The following is a 15,953-nucleotide window of genomic DNA, read 5'->3' on the forward strand; positions in this document are numbered from 1 at the left end:
ACACTGTCACGCAAGGCAGATGCTGCAGTGGATCATTTCCCCCTGACAGGCGGCCCCGGGCGTTCTATGCTTTGCCCTGTCTCCCTTACACAGGACAACGCCCGATGGTCGACTGGAACCCTTCCCTGTATCTGCAGTTTGACGCTGAGCGCACCCGCCCGGCGGCTGACCTGCTTTCCCGTATCGCTCACCTGCAGGTCGAGAGCGTCGTTGACCTCGGCTGCGGGCCGGGCAACAGTACCCGCCTGCTGCGTGCCGCCTGGCCGCTGGCGGCGATCGTCGGTATCGATAACTCCCCGGCCATGCTGGACCAGGCGACGCAGGCCTTACCTGACTGTGAGTTTATCGAGGCCGATATCGCCAGCTGGCGGCCTGCGCAACCGCCGGACGTGATCTATGCCAACGCCTCGCTGCAGTGGCTGGCGGATCATGAGACGCTGTTTCCGCATCTGGTGAACCAGCTGGCGGAGAACGGTACGCTGGCGGTGCAGATGCCGGATAACTGGCAGGAGCCCTCCCATACTCTGATGCGTCAGGTCGCCGGCGAGCTGGGATTACCGGACCGTGGTCGCCAGCCCTTGCTTCCGCCGAACGCCTGGTACGATCTGCTCACCCGTCAGGGCTGTGAAGTTGATATCTGGCGCACCACCTATTTTCATCCGCTCGCTTCCCATCAGGCGATCGTCGACTGGCTGCAGGGCACCGGACTGCGACCTTATCTGACGGGCCTCGATGAACCTGCCAGGAGCGCCTTTCTGACACGCTATTTGGCATTGCTGGCCGATCACTATCCGTTACAGTGTAACGGAATGGTGCTTTTGCGCTTCCCGCGTCTGTTTATCGTGGCGCGAAAAAGAGCCGCCTGACGGTTGGCCTGAGCAAGTCGTAAAACATAACCAACACAAAAATAAGAGCGGGCCAGCTGACCATCCTGATTTTCAGGATTAACTATCCTGAACATTGCGATATTCAACACATTCCTCAGCGTGCGACAGTGACGACCACTTCAACCTGTAACGGGAGTCACTATGCATACCCCCTCTGTCGATCGCCACACGCTGGCCGCCATTGCGCCAAAACTGGCCGAACTGACCGAAACGGTGCTGTTTGGCGATATCTGGGCGCGCAGCGAGCTGTCGCTCCGCGAACGCAGCTTAATCACCCTCTCCGCCCTGACGGCGCTGGGCAAAACGGAGCAACTGCCCTGGCATATCGCCTACGGCTATCAAAATGGCCTGAGCCAGGAGGAGATGGTCGAATTGTTTACCCACCTGGCGTTTTACGCCGGCTGGCCGGCGGCGGCCAGCGCCCTGACCTGCCTGAACGCGCAGGAGGCACCATGCCTCTGACGCGTATTTCGCTTGGCGCGGCCTGGCGTCCCGCGGAGTTTGCTCAACTGTCGGCGCTATTCCATGAATGCCTGGTGGCGGAGTTTGACGTGCCGCCGGCGGACAAATTTCAGTTTATCGAGCAGACCGCCGACGGACAGCGTATTTACGACCCGCATTATCTCAGCGGCGGGCGCAGCGCCCGCTTCGTGCTGTTTCATATTTTCGCCGGGAAGCCGCGCCGCCGGGCGCAGAAACAGGGGCTCTACCGTCGGCTGTGCGCGCGGTTAGCCGATGAGATGGCGGTCAGCCCGCAGGACGTGATGGTGGTGATCCAGTTTAACCAGCTGGAGGACTGGAGTTTCAGCGCCGGCATAATGGCGGGTGAATAAGACAGGCGGCGCCTGCAGGGCGCCGCGATTCAGGCTATTTTGTTGCTACCAGGCGAGATGATGCACCAGTGACAGATCCCAGGCCGTCGCCAATAGCGAAAGAAACATTATCAGATTGACCACTGTTTCGAGACGTTTTTCCATCGTTGCTTCTCCTGAGCCTGTTTCCCCTGTTATAGCGGGAAAAGCTAAACAACATCTTATCGCTTCAGGAGTCGAGGGTGATCCTGTAGCGCACATAATCGTCAGCCGGGGTGAATTCATCATACAGGTGGCGGGCGGGATTATCACAGCGAGTATGCCAGTACAGACGTGACCAGCCTTTCTCAGCCCCTTCGGTTTGCAGCGACTTAATCAGCGTTCTGGCAATGCCTTGTCCGCGGAAGGCAGGATCGACGAACAGATCCTCCAGATAGCAGATCGGCGTGGTGACCCAGGTGCCTTCGTGCAGAATGCAGATAGCGAAACCCACCACCGTATCATCCACCACCGCGACTCTGCCCAGCACGGGTGAGTTCACCTCCAGCATCCGCTGCCAGGTGCATTCGGTCACCTCTTCCGGCTGCGGGCTGCCGTAGAAGCGGGTATAGCCTTCCCAGAGCTGAAGCCATTCGGCTTTGTCATGTGGCCGAACTTCCCGGATATCGATGACCATGCGAGTTTCCTTACAGATGAATGAATTAGCCTGCGAACATTGGCAGGAAATATGTGTTAAGGCCATTATTTTCCTGCGCAGGTATTTGTTCAAGCGGCTTAACCACAATTCTCCCCCTGTGCAGGGCGATTTGGCACTAAAAAGCCTTTTGCAGCGAGGCTGCCGACCGGCTTAATCTGGTTAATAAAAAAGTATGTTGTAACTAATTCGAGTGCGATTAAACCCGGCCGCAGCCGGGTGAATAGACTCCGCTATCAGCAGAGCGGCCTGACGGCGTCGCGCATACCGCGGGTCAGGATAGCGTCAAGGTCCACGGCGACCTGCTCCACCAGGCCGGGGATCTGGCTGAGATCCTGCTCCCAGTGGGACTCCACGCTGAGCACAGCTGAAACCAGCTCGCGGGTGCATATCTGGCCGTCACGATGGCGCGCCCAGAGCGTCTGGTAGCGCGTCAGCCATTCCGCATCATCCTGTACCGGATAGCTTGTCCCCTCCCGCTCTCCCCGGTAGAAGGCGATCAGCGCCGCCAGGGCGAAGGTCAGGCGCGGCGGCAGCGCGCCATGCGCCTTCTGCCCTGCCAGCAGCTGCGGCAGAATACGGGTGCGGTATTTGGTCATGCCGTTGAGAGCGATCGAGAGCAGCTGATGTTTGATATAGGGATTACGGAAGCGCCCGGTCACGGCGCTGGCGAATGACACCAGCTCATCGTGCGGCAGATCCAGCACCGGAATAATCTCGTCATAAATCGCCTTTTCGACAAACGCGCAAATTTCCGCATCGTTCATCGCCTCGCCGACGGTGTCGATCCCGGCCTGGAAGGCCACCGGCACCAGGGCGGTGTGCGCCCCGTTGAGGATCGCCACTTTGCGCTCTTTATAGGGCTTGATATCGTCCACGATACGCACATTGAGCGGCAGCTTATCGAGTCGCAGCTCGCTGGCTAATGAGGCGGGCCCCTGAATAACGAACAAATAAAAGTGCTCGGCAGTATCGAGGAAAGCGTCCTGATAGCCGGTTTGCGCCTCCAGAGCCGCCACTTCATCGCGCGGGTAGCCGGTCACTATGCGATCCACCAGCGTGGAACAGAAGGTATTTGCCGACGTCAGCCAGTTGATAAAGGCCTGCGGCAGCTGCCACTCGGAGGCATAGCGCAGCACCAGCGTCTGCAACGCCTCGCCGTTATAATCGATCAGTTCGCAGGGGATGATCACCCATCCCTTATCGGCTGCGCCGGCAAAATACTGGTAGCGTTCAAACAGCAGGCGGGTCAGTTTTGCCGGATAGCTTACCGGCGGCGCGTCATCAAACCGATCCCCGGCATGGTAGCTGATGCCCGCCTCAGTGGTATTGGAAAAGACAAACCGCATCTGGGGGTTATGCGCCAGACGTAAAAAAGCGTCGTAGTCAGCGTAAGCGCTGATTTCCCGATTGACCGAGCGGATCAGCCGCGCGTCGCTCACCGCTTCGCCCTGCTCGTTGAGACCGCGAATGATGGTGGTATAGAGGCCGTCCTGGGTATTCAGGGAGGGTGGGAAATCGGTGGCAATAGGACGAACGACCACGATGCCAGCATTCAGGTCGGTATGCGTGTTGAGCAGGTCAATCTGCCAGTCAACGAATGCGCGCAGGAAGTTACCTTCTCCAAACTGGATGATACGGTCAGGGTACTGCGCGCCGGGGAAATCACGACGGTTTAACGTTTTCACAATGGGTTCCCTCTAAGAGTAGTCATACAACCTGAGTAATTGGTCCAATAACTTATCAGGTTTTACTACCAGTGAAACCCTGTTTTGATCAAAGGATTCTGTAATAACCGCCGTCAGGGAAGAAACTTATAGAACAGTGAAGTGGCGGTCATCGCACCGTCAGGCATCAGCGCATAGCGCGGAATTTCGCCCACTTTTTCCCAGCCACAGCGGACATAGAACTGTTCCGCCCCGCTGCCGGTCGCCGTGTCCAGCACCAGCACCGTCTTACCTACCCGCCGGGCGGTTTGCTCCAGCTCCGCCATCAGCGCGTTGGCAATCCCCAGGCGGCGGGCATTTTGGTGAACCAAAAGTTTGGCCACGTCCGCACGATGGGGCTGGTTTTCCGGTTGGCTGGTGATCAGTTGCACGGTGCCGACGGGACGTTCCTCAGCGTCAAGGGCGGCCAGCACGATGCGCTCCCCGGCCGCCACGCTGTTGGCGACATGTTGCCAGAAGGTCGTCGCCGTCTGCTGACTGAAAGGCAGCATAAAGCTCACCGAGGCGCCGCCGTTCACGCAGCTCGCCAGGATATCGCTTAATGCCGGAAGGTGATGAAGAATATCGTCACGCGATAGCGTGCGCAGTGAAAATGATGCGATCATACTAGCTCCTTGTTTTTGACCACATCACTATATTTTAACCAATCATTAACACAAGCATAACATCTATAGGATTTTCTTATGGCGCGCTTTCCGTTAGCGTCGGCATACAGATGCGGTTACGGCCTGTCTGTTTGGCTTTGACCATTTCATCGTCCGCCGCCAGCAGCAGCTGGTTAAACAGCTCGGTAATACGGGCCTGGCCCACCTCGCGTGTCTCCAGTCCCATACTGATGGTCAGGCGGATCGGGTTATGTCCCCAACCGAAAGCTTGCGACTCTACGCCGTGGCGGATCTTCTCCGCCAGCAGGTATCCCTGCTGGGTGCTGTCGACCACGGCGGCGACCGCAAACTCCTCGCCGCCGATACGGGCGACCATACCCTGCTCGCCCACCAGTTGTCTGACCTGCTGGGCAAACTGAGTCAGTACGCAATCTCCGCCCTCATGGCCCAGGGCATCGTTCACCCTTTTGAAGCCATCGATGTCCAGCACCATCACCGTCAGCAGTTTATCGGCCGGCAGCGTCTGACGTTTCAGCGCCTCGCTCAGCCCGGAACGGGAATAGACCCGGGTCTGGAAATCAAAATCGGCGCGCAGGGCCAGCTGTTTCACCAGCATGTTAATCGCCTCGACGCTGGAGGCGACGATCACCGGACTTATCAGCATCGCCGCGATCCCCAGGCGAGTGGAGAACAGCTGCCACGGCTGCATTCGCGTATCCGGCGCAAAGTGAATTAACGAGTTGGCCACCAGCAGTATCTCGCCGATGCCGGTGAAAAAGGTCAACAGGCAGGTCAGGGGCAGCGGATAGCGCACGGCGCACCAGATCAGGGCCGGTAACGGGAAGGTAATGCTGCCGGCGCCGCCCACCGCCACGCCGAGGGCAATCGACAGCACCAGCGCCAGCGCGGGCAGCAGCTGGCGAAAGCGAAAACCGCTTAACGCGGAGGGCAGCGTCAGGGTCAGAATAAACGGCAGAATAAGCACCGCCGTCGAGAACTGCTCGCTAAACCAGTCCGCCAGCTGGGGAATAAAGGTGGCGCGCTCGACGTCCACCGACCCCAACGCGCCGACCGCTGCGCACAGCAGCGCGGCTAACAGACAGAAACAGAATAAATTAAGCGCGTTAATCGGGCCGGGCATCGAGTCGGCGCGTCGTTTATCCCACAGCACCAGCTGCGCCAGGGTCACAATAAAGACAATATTGGAGAAGTTAATCAGCAATGAGGCAAAGCCCATTCCCCAGCGCGAAGTTAATCCGTCATAGACCAGCATTGCCGCAAAGCAGACGGCATAAAAATAGCTGCGATTAAGCCATACGTAGCGCGCAAAGATCCCGGCCATCACTGCGTTGAGCGGCCAGAAGAAAGAGAGCTCCTGCACCAGACGCAGCATCGCGCCCAGGAAATGCAGCAATAGCGTTAACGTAAATAAGACCAGTGCATCGCGCACGGGTTGTTCTTCACGAAACAGCGTAAATGACCGAATCGACAGTGAAGACATTCAGTAATTATCCGTCTAATTGTTTCAGGCAATTATTATGTTAATAGTTAGTTAGCGGATTATCATAACATGAGAATATTTATCAGGCATACTCCGGCGCCGATCAAATGCAAATTAGCGCACAGACGGGCCATTCATCTGCAGCACCAGCCAGCGGTGGATCACCTGCACAATATAGCGCTGCTCCTGCTCGCTCAGCGCGCGGCCGTGGGGAATGGCGTGCCATTTTTCCAGGCAGCCGCGACAGCAGGTGGCGGTCGCGTGCTGGGCGATAAACACCGGGTGACCGCGCATTGGCGTCTGCTTGCCATCATTGGCCGGCGCGGCGGACGCCAGCCGCTGACGGATAAAATCGGCGGCATGCTGGTCGATGACCTCCGGCCCTTTATCGAGGCAGTATTGCCGCTCTTTCATCCCCAGCCGGAAGCGTGAACGAAACGTCGAACGCGCCAGGCGAGCAAACAATCGATCCTGATCGACCATCAGAACACCGACCTCCCCAGCCGCTGAGTCAGTTTCTCCAGCAGCGCCACGCCGGCCAGGGAGTTCCCCGCCTCGTCAAGCTCCGGGCTCCAGACCGCGATCGCCATCTCCTGCGGCACAATCGCCACAATTCCGCCGCCGACGCCCGATTTCGCCGGCAGACCGACGCGCCAGGCAAACTCGCCGGCGTTCTGGTACATGCCGCTGGTCATCATCAGGGCATTCACCTGGCGGGACTGTATCGGCGCGATAACCGGCGTTTCGAGATGCGGGGCGATGCCGCGGTCGGCGAGAAACAGAAAGGTTCGCGCCAGCTCGACGCAGCTCATCTCCAGCGAACAGTAGTGGAAATAGTTCTGCAGCACGGTGGCGACATCATTATGGAAGTTGCCGAAGGATTTCATCAGCCAGGCGATGGCGGCGTTGCGCGCCGAATGCTCAAACTCAGAGCGGGCCACCAGCGGATCGTAGGCGATATCGGCCACGCCGCTCAGGCGGCGGACAATCTCCAGCATCCGCTGGCGCGGCGCGCTGAGCCGGCTCTGCAGCATGTCGCAGACAACCAGCGCCCCGGCGTTGATAAACGGGTTGCGCGGTTTGCCCTGCTCGATCTCCAGCTGCAGAAGCGAGTTAAAGGGCTGACCGGAGGGATCTTTCCCCACCCGCTGCCAGATCTCCTCTTCCTGATAGTGGTTCATGGCCACCACCAGACTCAACACCTTGGAGATCGACTGGATGGAGAATCGTTCATGGGCATCGCCGGCGGCAAAATGTTGCCCGTCCACCGTACAGATAGCGATGCCAAGCTTATCGCCGCTGACGCTGGCCAGCGCCGGAATATAATCCGCCACTTTACCGCGGCCAATCAGCGGCCTGATTTCTGCCAGAATGGCTTCCAGCATTGCGTTATTGATCACCGTCGCCACACGCGGCTCCTTGCCCACCGTCGAATTTTGGTGGGCGAGTATAGCAGACGAGAACGACGGTCGTCAGGGGCAAACGCAGATTAGCGACGGTCTTTCCAGACGGTCTGCGCATTGCAGAACTCATGCAGGCCAAAATGCGACAGTTCGCGACCAAAACCGCTCTTCTTCACGCCGCCGAAAGCCACCCGGGCGTCGCTGGCGCAGTAGCCATTAAGGAAGACACCGCCGCACTCCAGCTCGCGGGCAAAGCGCTGGGCCTGCGCCTCGTCGGTGGTGTAGACCGTTGCCGACAGGCCAAATTCGCTGTCGTTGGCGAGGGCCAGCGCATGGTCTGCGTCACGGGCGGTGGTCAGGGTCGCGACCGGACCAAACAGCTCCTGGCGGAAGCCGGTCATGCCGGCGGTGACATTGCCCAGGACCGTTGGCGCATAGTAATTGCCCGCCCCTTCGATTTTTTCCGCCCCCAGCAGCAGGGTTGCGCCTTCATCGAGGGTCGCCGTTACCTGCTGGTGCAGTTCATCGCGCAGATCGAATCGCGCCATCGGCCCGACGTAATTCTGCTCGTCGCGCGGATCGCCCATCTTCAGCGCCGCGACGGCGTCGACAAATTTGCGGGTGAAGGCCTCGGCAATGCCGGCTTCGAGGATAAAGCGTTTCGACGCGGCGCACACCTGGCCGCTGTTCTGATAGCGGCCGGTGACGGCGGCCTTCACCGCTTCATCCAGATCGGCATCGTTTAAAACGATAAAGGGATCGGATCCCCCCAGCTCGAGCACGCATTTCTTCAACGCTGCGCCCGCCTGAGCGCCAATCGCTTTCCCGGCGCGGACGCTGCCGGTGACGGTCACCGCCGCGATGCGGTCGTCATTGATAATCTGCGAAACGCCGTCATTGGTGGCGTTGACCCAGCCAAACACGCCCTCCGGCAGGCCGGCGGCAGCAAAAATCTCGCCCAGCAGGCGGGCGCTGCCCATCACGTTCGGGGCGTGCTTCAGCAGGTAGCTGTTTCCGGCCAGCAGGATCGGCACCGCGCCACGCAGCACCTGCCAGACCGGGAAGTTCCACGGCATCACCGCCAGAATGGCCCCCAGCGGACGATATTCGATCACCGCCTGGTTATTTTCCACCAGCGTGGCTTCGGTCGCCAGCATCGCCGGGCCATGTTCGGCATACCAGTCGCAGAGATTGGCGGATTTCGCCACCTCGCCGCGAGCCTGAGCAATCGGTTTGCCCATCTCAAGAGTGATCGTCTGGGCCACCTCTTCACCGCGGGCGCGCAGTTCGGCCCCGATGCGGCGCAGCGCGTCGGCGCGTGCGGCGAGCGGCGTCTGACGCCACTGGCGATAGCCCGCCGCGGCGAGAGCGATAGCCGCGTCGACCTCGCGTTCGCTGGCCCACGGCAGCGAGGAGACCACCTCGCCGGTAGTCGGGTTGACGGAGACGGCGTGCGTTGCAGATAAATTCATCGTTATTCTCTCTCTCGTTGCTTGCGAAGTGAACGTATTCTGGCTTACCTTTCCATTCATTGAAAATGAATAATATTAAGCAACGCATTCACAAAAGAAGAATAGTATGGACCTGACTCAACTAGAGATGTTTAACGCCGTCGCCAGCACCGGCAGCATTACTCAGGCAGCGCAGAAAGTGCATCGCGTGCCGTCCAACCTCACCACCCGCATCCGCCAGCTGGAGGCGGATCTTGGCGTTGAGCTGTTTATCCGCGAGAACCAGCGGCTGCGCCTCTCGCCCGCGGGCCACAGCTTCTTACGCTACAGCCAGCAGATCCTCGCCCTGGTGGACGAGGCGCGAATGGTAGTGGCGGGCGACGAACCCCAGGGACTCTTCTCTCTCGGTTCGCTGGAGAGCACCGCGGCGGTGCGGATCCCCACCACCCTGGCCCACTTTAATCAGCGCTACCCGAAAATTCATCTCGCCCTCTCCACCGGCCCCTCCGGGACGATGATCGACGGCGTGCTGGAGGGAGCCCTGAGCGCCGCGTTCGTTGACGGACCGCTGGTGCACCCGGGCCTGGAGGGGCTGCCGGTGTTCCCTGAAGAGATGATGATCGTCGCCCCCTACGGCCACGCGCCCATCGCCCGCGCCAGCGAAGTGAACGGGGCTAATGTCTACGCTTTTCGCGCCAACTGTTCCTACCGCCGGCATTTTGAGAGCTGGTTCCATGCCGACAGAGCCACTCCGGGCCGGATCCATGAGATGGAGTCTTATCACGGGATGCTGGCCTGCGTGATCGCCGGCGCCGGGCTGGCGCTGATACCGCGCAGTATGCTGGAGAGTATGCCGGGCCATCAGCAGGTTTCCGCCTGGCCGCTGGCGGAAGAGTGGCGCTGGCTCACCACCTGGCTGGTGTGGCGCCGGGGCGCCAAAACCCGCCAGCTGGAAGCGTTTATAGCGCTGCTGAACGAAGATCGGCAAACAGCGGTTTCTCCATAAAGACGCTGAGCGGATCGGGCTGGTAGGGAGCAAACGCGCAGCGGGTCTGATAGCCGTTGCGCGTATAGAGGGTGATGGCCGCATGCTGATGGATGCCGGTCTCCAGGCGCAGAGTATGGCAGTCGCGCTGGCGCGCTTTCGCCTCCAGGGCCGCCAGCAGCTTTTCTCCCAGCTGTTGCCCACGATGCTGTGGATCAATATAGACCCGCTTCATCTCGCCAAAACCTTCATCGCTGAGGACGATAGCCCCACAGCCAACGGCTTCGCCCTGCGGACTGCGGATCGCCATGGCGATCACTGTCTCCGGCGGCAGCTGGCCGAGGTCCAGCAGATGGTTGCTCTCCGCCGGGTAGAGTGTCTCCTGCCAGGCGTCGAGGGCGGCAATCAGGGCGGTAAATTCGGCGTCGGTGGGGGCGATGTCGGTGATGGTATACATAGGTGAGCTCCTTTTTTTACGCCACTGTAGCGCGCCCCGGAACGGTTTTCGCCATAGCATTAACTTATATTGCCGCCCGCCACTTGCGCTAACTAACTGAAACGCAGTAACTTTATCCCCTGCCGTCCGTTTTTGAGACCTGAATATGCGCACCAAAACCCGTAAAGTGATGATTATTGGCGCCGGTAACGTCGGCGCGTCAGCGGCCTACGCCCTGCTCAACCAGAGCATTTGCGAGGAGCTGATCCTCGTCGACCTTAACCAGCCGCGCGCCGAGGCCCACGCTCAGGACCTCAGCGACGCCGCGGCCTATCTGCCGGGAATGATGACCATCTCCACCCGCGAGGCCAGCGACTGCGCCGATGTCGACATCGCGGTGATCACCGTCTCCGGCGGCGCGCTGCGCCCCGGCCAGAGCCGTCTCGATGAACTGACCACTACCGCGAAAATCGTCAAGAGCATCGTGCCGACCATGATGGCCAACGGGTTTAACGGCATCTTCCTCGTGGCCACCAACCCGTGTGACATCATCACCTGGCAGGTATGGCAGCTCTCCGGCCTGCCGCGCAGCCAGGTGCTGGGCACCGGCGTCTGGCTGGATACCACCCGCCTGCGTCGTCTGCTGGCGCAGGAGCTGAACATTGGCGCCCAGAGCATCGACGCTTTTATCCTCGGCGAGCACGGCGATACCCAGTTTCCGGTATGGTCGCACTCCTCGGTATATGGCACGCCGATCGCCGACCTCTACCAGCAACGCACCGGCCGGCCGCTCGACCGGGAGGCGATGGCCGACAAAGTGCGCAAGCTGGGGTTTGAGATCTACGCCGGCAAAGGCTGTACGGAATATGGCGTGGCAGGCACCATCGCCGAGATCTGCCGCAATATTTTTACCGGCAGCCACCGCGCGCTGGCGGTCTCCTGCATTCTTGACGGTGAGTACGGGGTCAGCGGCGCGTCGGCTGGGGTGCCGGCGGTGCTGGCCCAGGGGGGCGTGGAGCAGATTATCGAACTGCGGCTGGCCGGCGAAGAACAGACGAAGTTCAGCCAGTCGGTTGCGGTGATCAAAGCCAATATCGCGCGTCTGCCCTGACGGCAGACGGCGGCGTCTGGATCAGTCGGCAATGATCAGCTGAGGGGAAAGGGTCACCAGCGCCTCGCGGGTCGCTTCCGGCAGGTGGCCGTCGGTGACGATATCGGTCAACGACTCCAGCGGGGCAATGTTGAAGAGTGACCAGGCGCCGTATTTGGAGCTGTCCGCCAGCAGAATGCGCCGGCGGGCATTGGCCATCAGATCGCGTTTCAGGGCGGCCTTTTCCTCCGTCGGGGCGGTGATCCCTTTCTCAAGGTCCCAGCCGTTGCAGCTGACGAAGGCGAGATCGGGCCAGATGGTCTGCAGCAGGCGGCGGCCGTGATCGCCGATGCACGACTGGCTGCTGTCATCGATGCGCCCGCCGATAATCGTCACTTCAATCTGCTTAAATTCCGACAAAAACAGGGCGATATGTAAATCGCTGGTGATCACCCGCAGCGGCAGATGGGTGATCTGCCGCGCCAGTTCAATCATGGTGGTGCCGGCATCAAGCACAATGGCGTCGCCGGCTTTCACCAGCGCTGCCGCCGCGCTGGCGATCGCCTGCTTTTCCAGCGGGCTGCGCTGGGCTTTCTCCAGCGTCGTCGGCTGGGCAGGAATAAACCGGTTCAACGTCACCCCGCCATGCGTGCGGCTGATCACCCCTTCCTGATCGAGTTTGATCAGGTCGCGACGAATGGTGGCTGGCGAGGCGTTGGTCGCCGCCACCAGCTGGTCGACAGTCACCAGATTATGGCTTTTCAGGAAGTCCATAATCTGCTCTAACCGGTTATATCCCTTCATGTTATTCCTGCGCGATGTGCATGGCGAGCTCAATGGAGGTTGCCATGCTCTCAGACTTCGCTTTACCTGTCCAGGCAATATCAAACGCGGTGCCATGATCCGCAGAGGTGCGGATAAACGGCAGCCCGGCGGTGATATTGACCCCATCATAGAATCCCAGCAGCTTCAGCGGAATATGCCCCTGGTCGTGATACATCGCCACGACCATGTCGTACATCCCCTCATGACACTGCATAAACACCGTGTCCGGCGGACAGGGGCCGGTTACCTCCACTCCCTGCTCCCGCATGGCGGCAACCGCGGGGGCGACGATGCGGATCTCTTCATCGCCAAACAGGCCGTTCTCCCCGGCGTGCGGATTCACGCCGGCGACCGCAATACGCGGACGCTGATAGCCGACGCGGCGCAGAAAGCGATCCGCCACGCCGATCACTGTCTCGATCCGCGGCTGGTTGAGGGTGTCAAGGAACTGGCGCAGGGCGATATGGGTGGTGATATGGATAACCTTAAGCTTTTCGGTGTACAGCACCATGGCGTAATCGGTGGTTTGCGTCAGGTGGGCCAACAGTTCCGTATGACCGGGAAAAGCATGCCCCGCCAGATGCAGCGCCTCTTTATTCAACGGCGCGGTGGCGATGGCCGCGACGGCGCCCTCCAGCGCGAGGCGGGTCGCCCGCTTAATGCAGCGAAACGCCAGATCCCCGGCCTGGGCCTGCACTTCGCCAGGACGCAGCCCCTGCGGGTCGCTGAGCGGCTCATCGATGACGTTAATCGTCGCCGGGGCAAAGCTTGCCTCGGCGGGATGGTCAATGATGCGTAGCTCCGCCCGCGGGGTGATGTTCAACGCCAGGATACGCCGCAGCGTCTGCGCGCAGCCCACCACCACCACCGGCGCGCCGCTCAGCGCCCCTTCGGCGAGGGATTTGATAATAATCTCCGGACCAATCCCTGCCGGGTCGCCCATTGTGACTGCAATGATGTTAGACACTCAGTTTCTCCTCAATAAAATTCACAACATGTAATAGCGTGGTGTCGGTGCCGAATCCTCCGGCTTTAGTCATCACCGGCCGCGACCAGCGGCCGCCGAGGAAGTATCCGTATGGGACGCACTCCGCGACCCGGCCGCGGATCTGAAAACCGCTGGCGCCGAGCGCCTGAGCCACGGCGATGGCCACATCGCCACCGGAGAGATACAGCGCGCCAGGGGGGCACAGCGCCACCGCCTGTGCCGTAACGTCGGCAAGCCAGGCGCAGATGTGCTCCCCGTAGGCCGCACGGCTGAGACCGCGTTCGCGGCACTGGGCTTCAATCCCGTGCCGGACGGCGTTATTCGGGCGGGTGGTCACCACGCAGTGATCACCCTCACGCAGCACCTCGGCGATCCGCGAGGCTTCCTCCTTCGGCGATCCGCTAAAGGCCTGTTCGACATCAATTTCGATCTTTCTCACTCGGGAATGAGCCTGCAGCGCCGCGACCTGGCGCTGCGCCATCTCGCTCATCGAGCCGACCACCGCCAGCAGCGGCCCCTGCTCGCTGCGGCGCAGGCGGCGCGCCAGCGCCTCGCAAAGGCCTGCCGAGCCGACCAGCAGGGTCTCCTGCGCATGAGGAGCGACGGCGTCAATCACCTGGTCCAGATGGCTGTCTTCCCAGGCGTCGATAATCAGTACCTGCCTCGCTTCGCCCGCCGTCGCTAACGCTCCCGGAAGCTGGGTGGCGCTCAGCGACCGGCTCGGCAGCCGGCTCTGCATGGCGAGAATGCCGGCAATATCCGCCCGGCTAACCGGCGTCTTCGGATCGCTGGCAAATTCGGTGTGATCGAGGGGTATCCCGTGTACATAGCAGCGTCCGTCCCGGGTATGCCGCCCGGCCGCCGGGTAAGCCGGCGCCACAACCGCCACCCGGCAGCCCTGCGCCGTCATCATCGCTTCCAGTTCGGCGCCGGGGTTGCCGCGCAGCGTGGAGTCAATCTTCTTTATCTGCCAGCGCGGGGCGAATCGCGCCGCGCCGCGCAGCAGAGCGGTGACCTTGTCGGCGGCCGCGCCGGCGGTCATCGCCCGGCTGTCGCTGTTGAGTATTAACGCCCGGGCGGATGACGCCTGCCCGGCGGAGAATGCCACTTCTACCGACATGCCCGCCTCCGCCAGGCTGACCCCGGCGTCATTGGCTCCGGTAAAGTCATCTGCCAGCACCAGCACGCTGTTATTGCCGTCTTTCATTGTCCTGCCTTGTGGTCGTTGTAAACGTTGCAAACCTGAAATTGATTATATTCAATCATATTTGATTAAATGTGAGCAAGCTCAAGTTATTAAACCGCCGTATAAATTATAACTTTTCCCCACCAGACGAGTAGAACGACTCGTGAATGATTGAATTCAATCAACCACTACCAAGGAGAAACGCGTGGCGACGATACACAGCACGATCATCAGCGGGGCTGGCGCCTCATCGGCCCTGCTCCCGCTGCTGGCAGATAAAACCCGTATCCTGCTGGTGACCGACCAGAACGTCGGAGCGCTGGAGGCGACCCGGGCGATCCATCGCCTGCTGGCGGCAGACGGGCGCCAGGTTGAGGTCATTAACAGTGTGCCTGCCGAGCCCAGTCATCAGGATGTGGCGAAGATCGTCAGCCAGCTGGGCGCTTCTCAACCGCAGATGGTCGTCGGCATTGGCGGCGGGAGCGTGCTGGACGTGGCGAAACTGCTGTCGGTGCTGCTGCATCCGCAAGCCCCCACTCTGACGGCCCTGCTGGCGGGTGAACAGCCGCAACGACGGCTATGCTCCCTGCTGATCCCTGCCACCGCCGGGACCGGCTCCGAAGCAACGCCGAACGCTATTCTGGCGATCCCCGAGCAGCAGACCAAAGTGGGGATCATCTCCCCGGTGCTGCTCCCGGACTACGTCGCCCTGCTGCCGGATCTGACCACCAGCATGCCGGCCAGCATCGCAGCCTCGACCGGGATCGATGCTCTGTGCCATCTGCTGGAGTGTTTCACCTCCACCGTGGCCAACCCGGTAAGCGATAACGCGGCGTTAATCGGTTTACACAAGCTGGTGCGTCATATCGAACGCTCGGTGGATCAGCCGCAGGATCTGACGGCGAAGCTGGAGATGCTCTGGGCCTCGTGGTACGGCGGCGCGGCGATCAACCATGCCGGCACCCATCTGGTGCATGCGCTCTCCTATCCGCTCGGCGGCACCTGGCACCTGCCGCACGGGGTGGCCAACGCCATTCTGCTGGCGCCCTGCATGCGGGTCGTCCGCCCCCACGCGGTGGCGAAGTTCGCTCAGGTCTGGGATCTGATCCCCGACGCGGACCTCACCCTCAGCGAGGAAGAGAAATCCCATGCGCTGGTGGCATGGCTGGCGGCGCTGGTCAAACGCTTACCGCTGCCCGATAACCTCGCCGCGCTCGGCGTTCCCGCAGACAGCATCCCCGCCCTCAGCGCGGCGGCGCAGAACGTGAAGCGCCTGATGAATAACGCCCCCTGCAGCGTCAGCCGTGAAGAGATCGCGGCTATCTACCAGACGCTGTTTCCGGAACATGCCTAACAGGAGAAA

At 60.8% G+C, this 15,953-nt stretch carries 17 protein-coding genes; 6 read left to right on the top strand and 11 right to left on the bottom strand.

Annotated features, from left to right (window positions below; genetic code table 11):
- The first annotated feature begins 104 nt into the window (after positions 1–104).
- The 3 genes from tam (at position 105) to L2I46_RS06680 (ending at position 1,720) form a co-directional block, all read left to right on the top strand.
- On the top strand, positions 105–866 hold the full coding sequence (gene tam / locus L2I46_RS06670; RefSeq protein WP_194859526.1) for a trans-aconitate 2-methyltransferase: 762 nt from the start codon (positions 105–107) through the stop codon (positions 864–866).
- A 162-nt stretch (positions 867–1,028) separates the two neighbouring features.
- Positions 1,029–1,349, top strand: coding sequence for a carboxymuconolactone decarboxylase family protein (locus tag L2I46_RS06675; RefSeq protein ID WP_044522959.1), 321 nt, complete (start codon positions 1,029–1,031; stop codon positions 1,347–1,349).
- Positions 1,340–1,720, top strand: a complete 381-nt coding sequence (locus L2I46_RS06680; RefSeq protein ID WP_023289643.1) for a tautomerase family protein — start codon at positions 1,340–1,342, stop codon at positions 1,718–1,720. Before L2I46_RS06675 ends, L2I46_RS06680 begins: the two co-directional genes overlap by 10 nt.
- Positions 1,721–1,928: 208 nt before the next feature.
- Here L2I46_RS06680 and L2I46_RS06685 read toward each other — a convergent pair whose 3' ends face one another.
- The 7 genes from L2I46_RS06685 to sad all read right to left on the bottom strand — a co-directional run bounded on the left by L2I46_RS06685 (position 1,929) and on the right by sad (position 9,101).
- Positions 1,929–2,375: a GNAT family N-acetyltransferase gene (locus L2I46_RS06685; protein WP_236947647.1), complete on the bottom strand. Its 447-nt coding sequence runs from the start codon at positions 2,373–2,375 to the stop codon at positions 1,929–1,931.
- A gap of 254 nt (positions 2,376–2,629) precedes the next feature.
- Positions 2,630–4,081 carry a tagaturonate reductase gene (locus L2I46_RS06690; RefSeq protein WP_105490578.1) on the bottom strand — a complete coding sequence of 484 codons (1,452 nt, stop codon included), beginning with the start codon at positions 4,079–4,081 and terminating at the stop codon, positions 2,630–2,632.
- 113 nt (positions 4,082–4,194) lie between these two features.
- Positions 4,195–4,725: a GNAT family N-acetyltransferase gene (locus L2I46_RS06695; RefSeq protein ID WP_072420225.1), complete on the bottom strand. Its 531-nt coding sequence runs from the start codon at positions 4,723–4,725 to the stop codon at positions 4,195–4,197.
- Positions 4,726–4,801: 76 nt separating this feature from the next.
- Complete coding sequence (locus L2I46_RS06700) at positions 4,802–6,226, bottom strand: GGDEF domain-containing protein (protein WP_236947648.1); 1,425 nt, start codon at positions 6,224–6,226, stop codon at positions 4,802–4,804.
- Between the two features lie 114 nt (positions 6,227–6,340).
- Positions 6,341–6,709: a DUF4186 domain-containing protein gene (locus L2I46_RS06705; protein WP_023289638.1), complete on the bottom strand. Its 369-nt coding sequence runs from the start codon at positions 6,707–6,709 to the stop codon at positions 6,341–6,343.
- Positions 6,709–7,635: a glutaminase B gene (gene glsB, locus L2I46_RS06710; protein ID WP_023289637.1), complete on the bottom strand. Its 927-nt coding sequence runs from the start codon at positions 7,633–7,635 to the stop codon at positions 6,709–6,711. Before glsB ends, L2I46_RS06705 begins: the two co-directional genes overlap by 1 nt.
- A gap of 80 nt (positions 7,636–7,715) precedes the next feature.
- Positions 7,716–9,101, bottom strand: a complete 1,386-nt coding sequence (gene sad / locus L2I46_RS06715) for a succinate-semialdehyde dehydrogenase (RefSeq protein WP_004205961.1) — start codon at positions 9,099–9,101, stop codon at positions 7,716–7,718.
- Between the two features lie 106 nt (positions 9,102–9,207).
- On the opposite strand from sad, the gene ptrR reads away from it, so the two are divergent.
- Positions 9,208–10,086: a putrescine utilization regulator PtrR gene (gene ptrR / locus L2I46_RS06720; RefSeq protein ID WP_023289635.1), complete on the top strand. Its 879-nt coding sequence runs from the start codon at positions 9,208–9,210 to the stop codon at positions 10,084–10,086.
- Here the strand turns inward: ptrR and L2I46_RS06725 are convergent.
- Entirely contained in the window at positions 10,040–10,522 is a 483-nt protein-coding gene (locus tag L2I46_RS06725; protein WP_032452796.1) for a GNAT family N-acetyltransferase, read from the bottom strand. The two genes, ptrR and L2I46_RS06725, sit on opposite strands and share 47 nt — an antisense overlap.
- A 145-nt stretch (positions 10,523–10,667) precedes the next feature.
- Between L2I46_RS06725 and L2I46_RS06730 the strand changes: the two genes are divergently transcribed.
- Positions 10,668–11,612, top strand: a complete 945-nt coding sequence (locus L2I46_RS06730; protein ID WP_236947649.1) for an L-lactate dehydrogenase — start codon at positions 10,668–10,670, stop codon at positions 11,610–11,612.
- A gap of 21 nt (positions 11,613–11,633) precedes the next feature.
- On the opposite strand, the gene L2I46_RS06735 is transcribed toward L2I46_RS06730, so the two are convergent.
- The 3 genes from L2I46_RS06735 to dtnK are packed head-to-tail and all read right to left on the bottom strand — an operon-like array spanning position 11,634 to position 14,611.
- The gene (locus L2I46_RS06735; RefSeq protein WP_023289632.1) at positions 11,634–12,395 is read right to left on the bottom strand and encodes a DeoR/GlpR family DNA-binding transcription regulator; all 762 of its coding nucleotides are present in this window, start codon (positions 12,393–12,395) and stop codon (positions 11,634–11,636) included.
- A gap of 1 nt (position 12,396) precedes the next feature.
- Entirely contained in the window at positions 12,397–13,383 is a 987-nt protein-coding gene (locus tag L2I46_RS06740; protein ID WP_032452794.1) for a D-threonate 4-phosphate dehydrogenase, read from the bottom strand.
- On the bottom strand, positions 13,376–14,611 hold the full coding sequence (gene dtnK, locus L2I46_RS06745) for a D-threonate kinase (RefSeq protein WP_105490577.1): 1,236 nt from the start codon (positions 14,609–14,611) through the stop codon (positions 13,376–13,378). Before dtnK ends, L2I46_RS06740 begins: the two co-directional genes overlap by 8 nt.
- A 184-nt stretch (positions 14,612–14,795) precedes the next feature.
- Between dtnK and L2I46_RS06750 the strand changes: the two genes are divergently transcribed.
- The gene (locus L2I46_RS06750) at positions 14,796–15,944 is read left to right on the top strand and encodes an iron-containing alcohol dehydrogenase (protein ID WP_105490576.1); all 1,149 of its coding nucleotides are present in this window, start codon (positions 14,796–14,798) and stop codon (positions 15,942–15,944) included.
- The last annotated feature ends 9 nt before the right edge of the window (positions 15,945–15,953 follow it).

This window comes from Klebsiella sp. 2019SCSN059 (genome assembly GCF_021739525.1).
GTDB lineage: Bacteria > Pseudomonadota > Gammaproteobacteria > Enterobacterales > Enterobacteriaceae > Klebsiella > Klebsiella quasipneumoniae.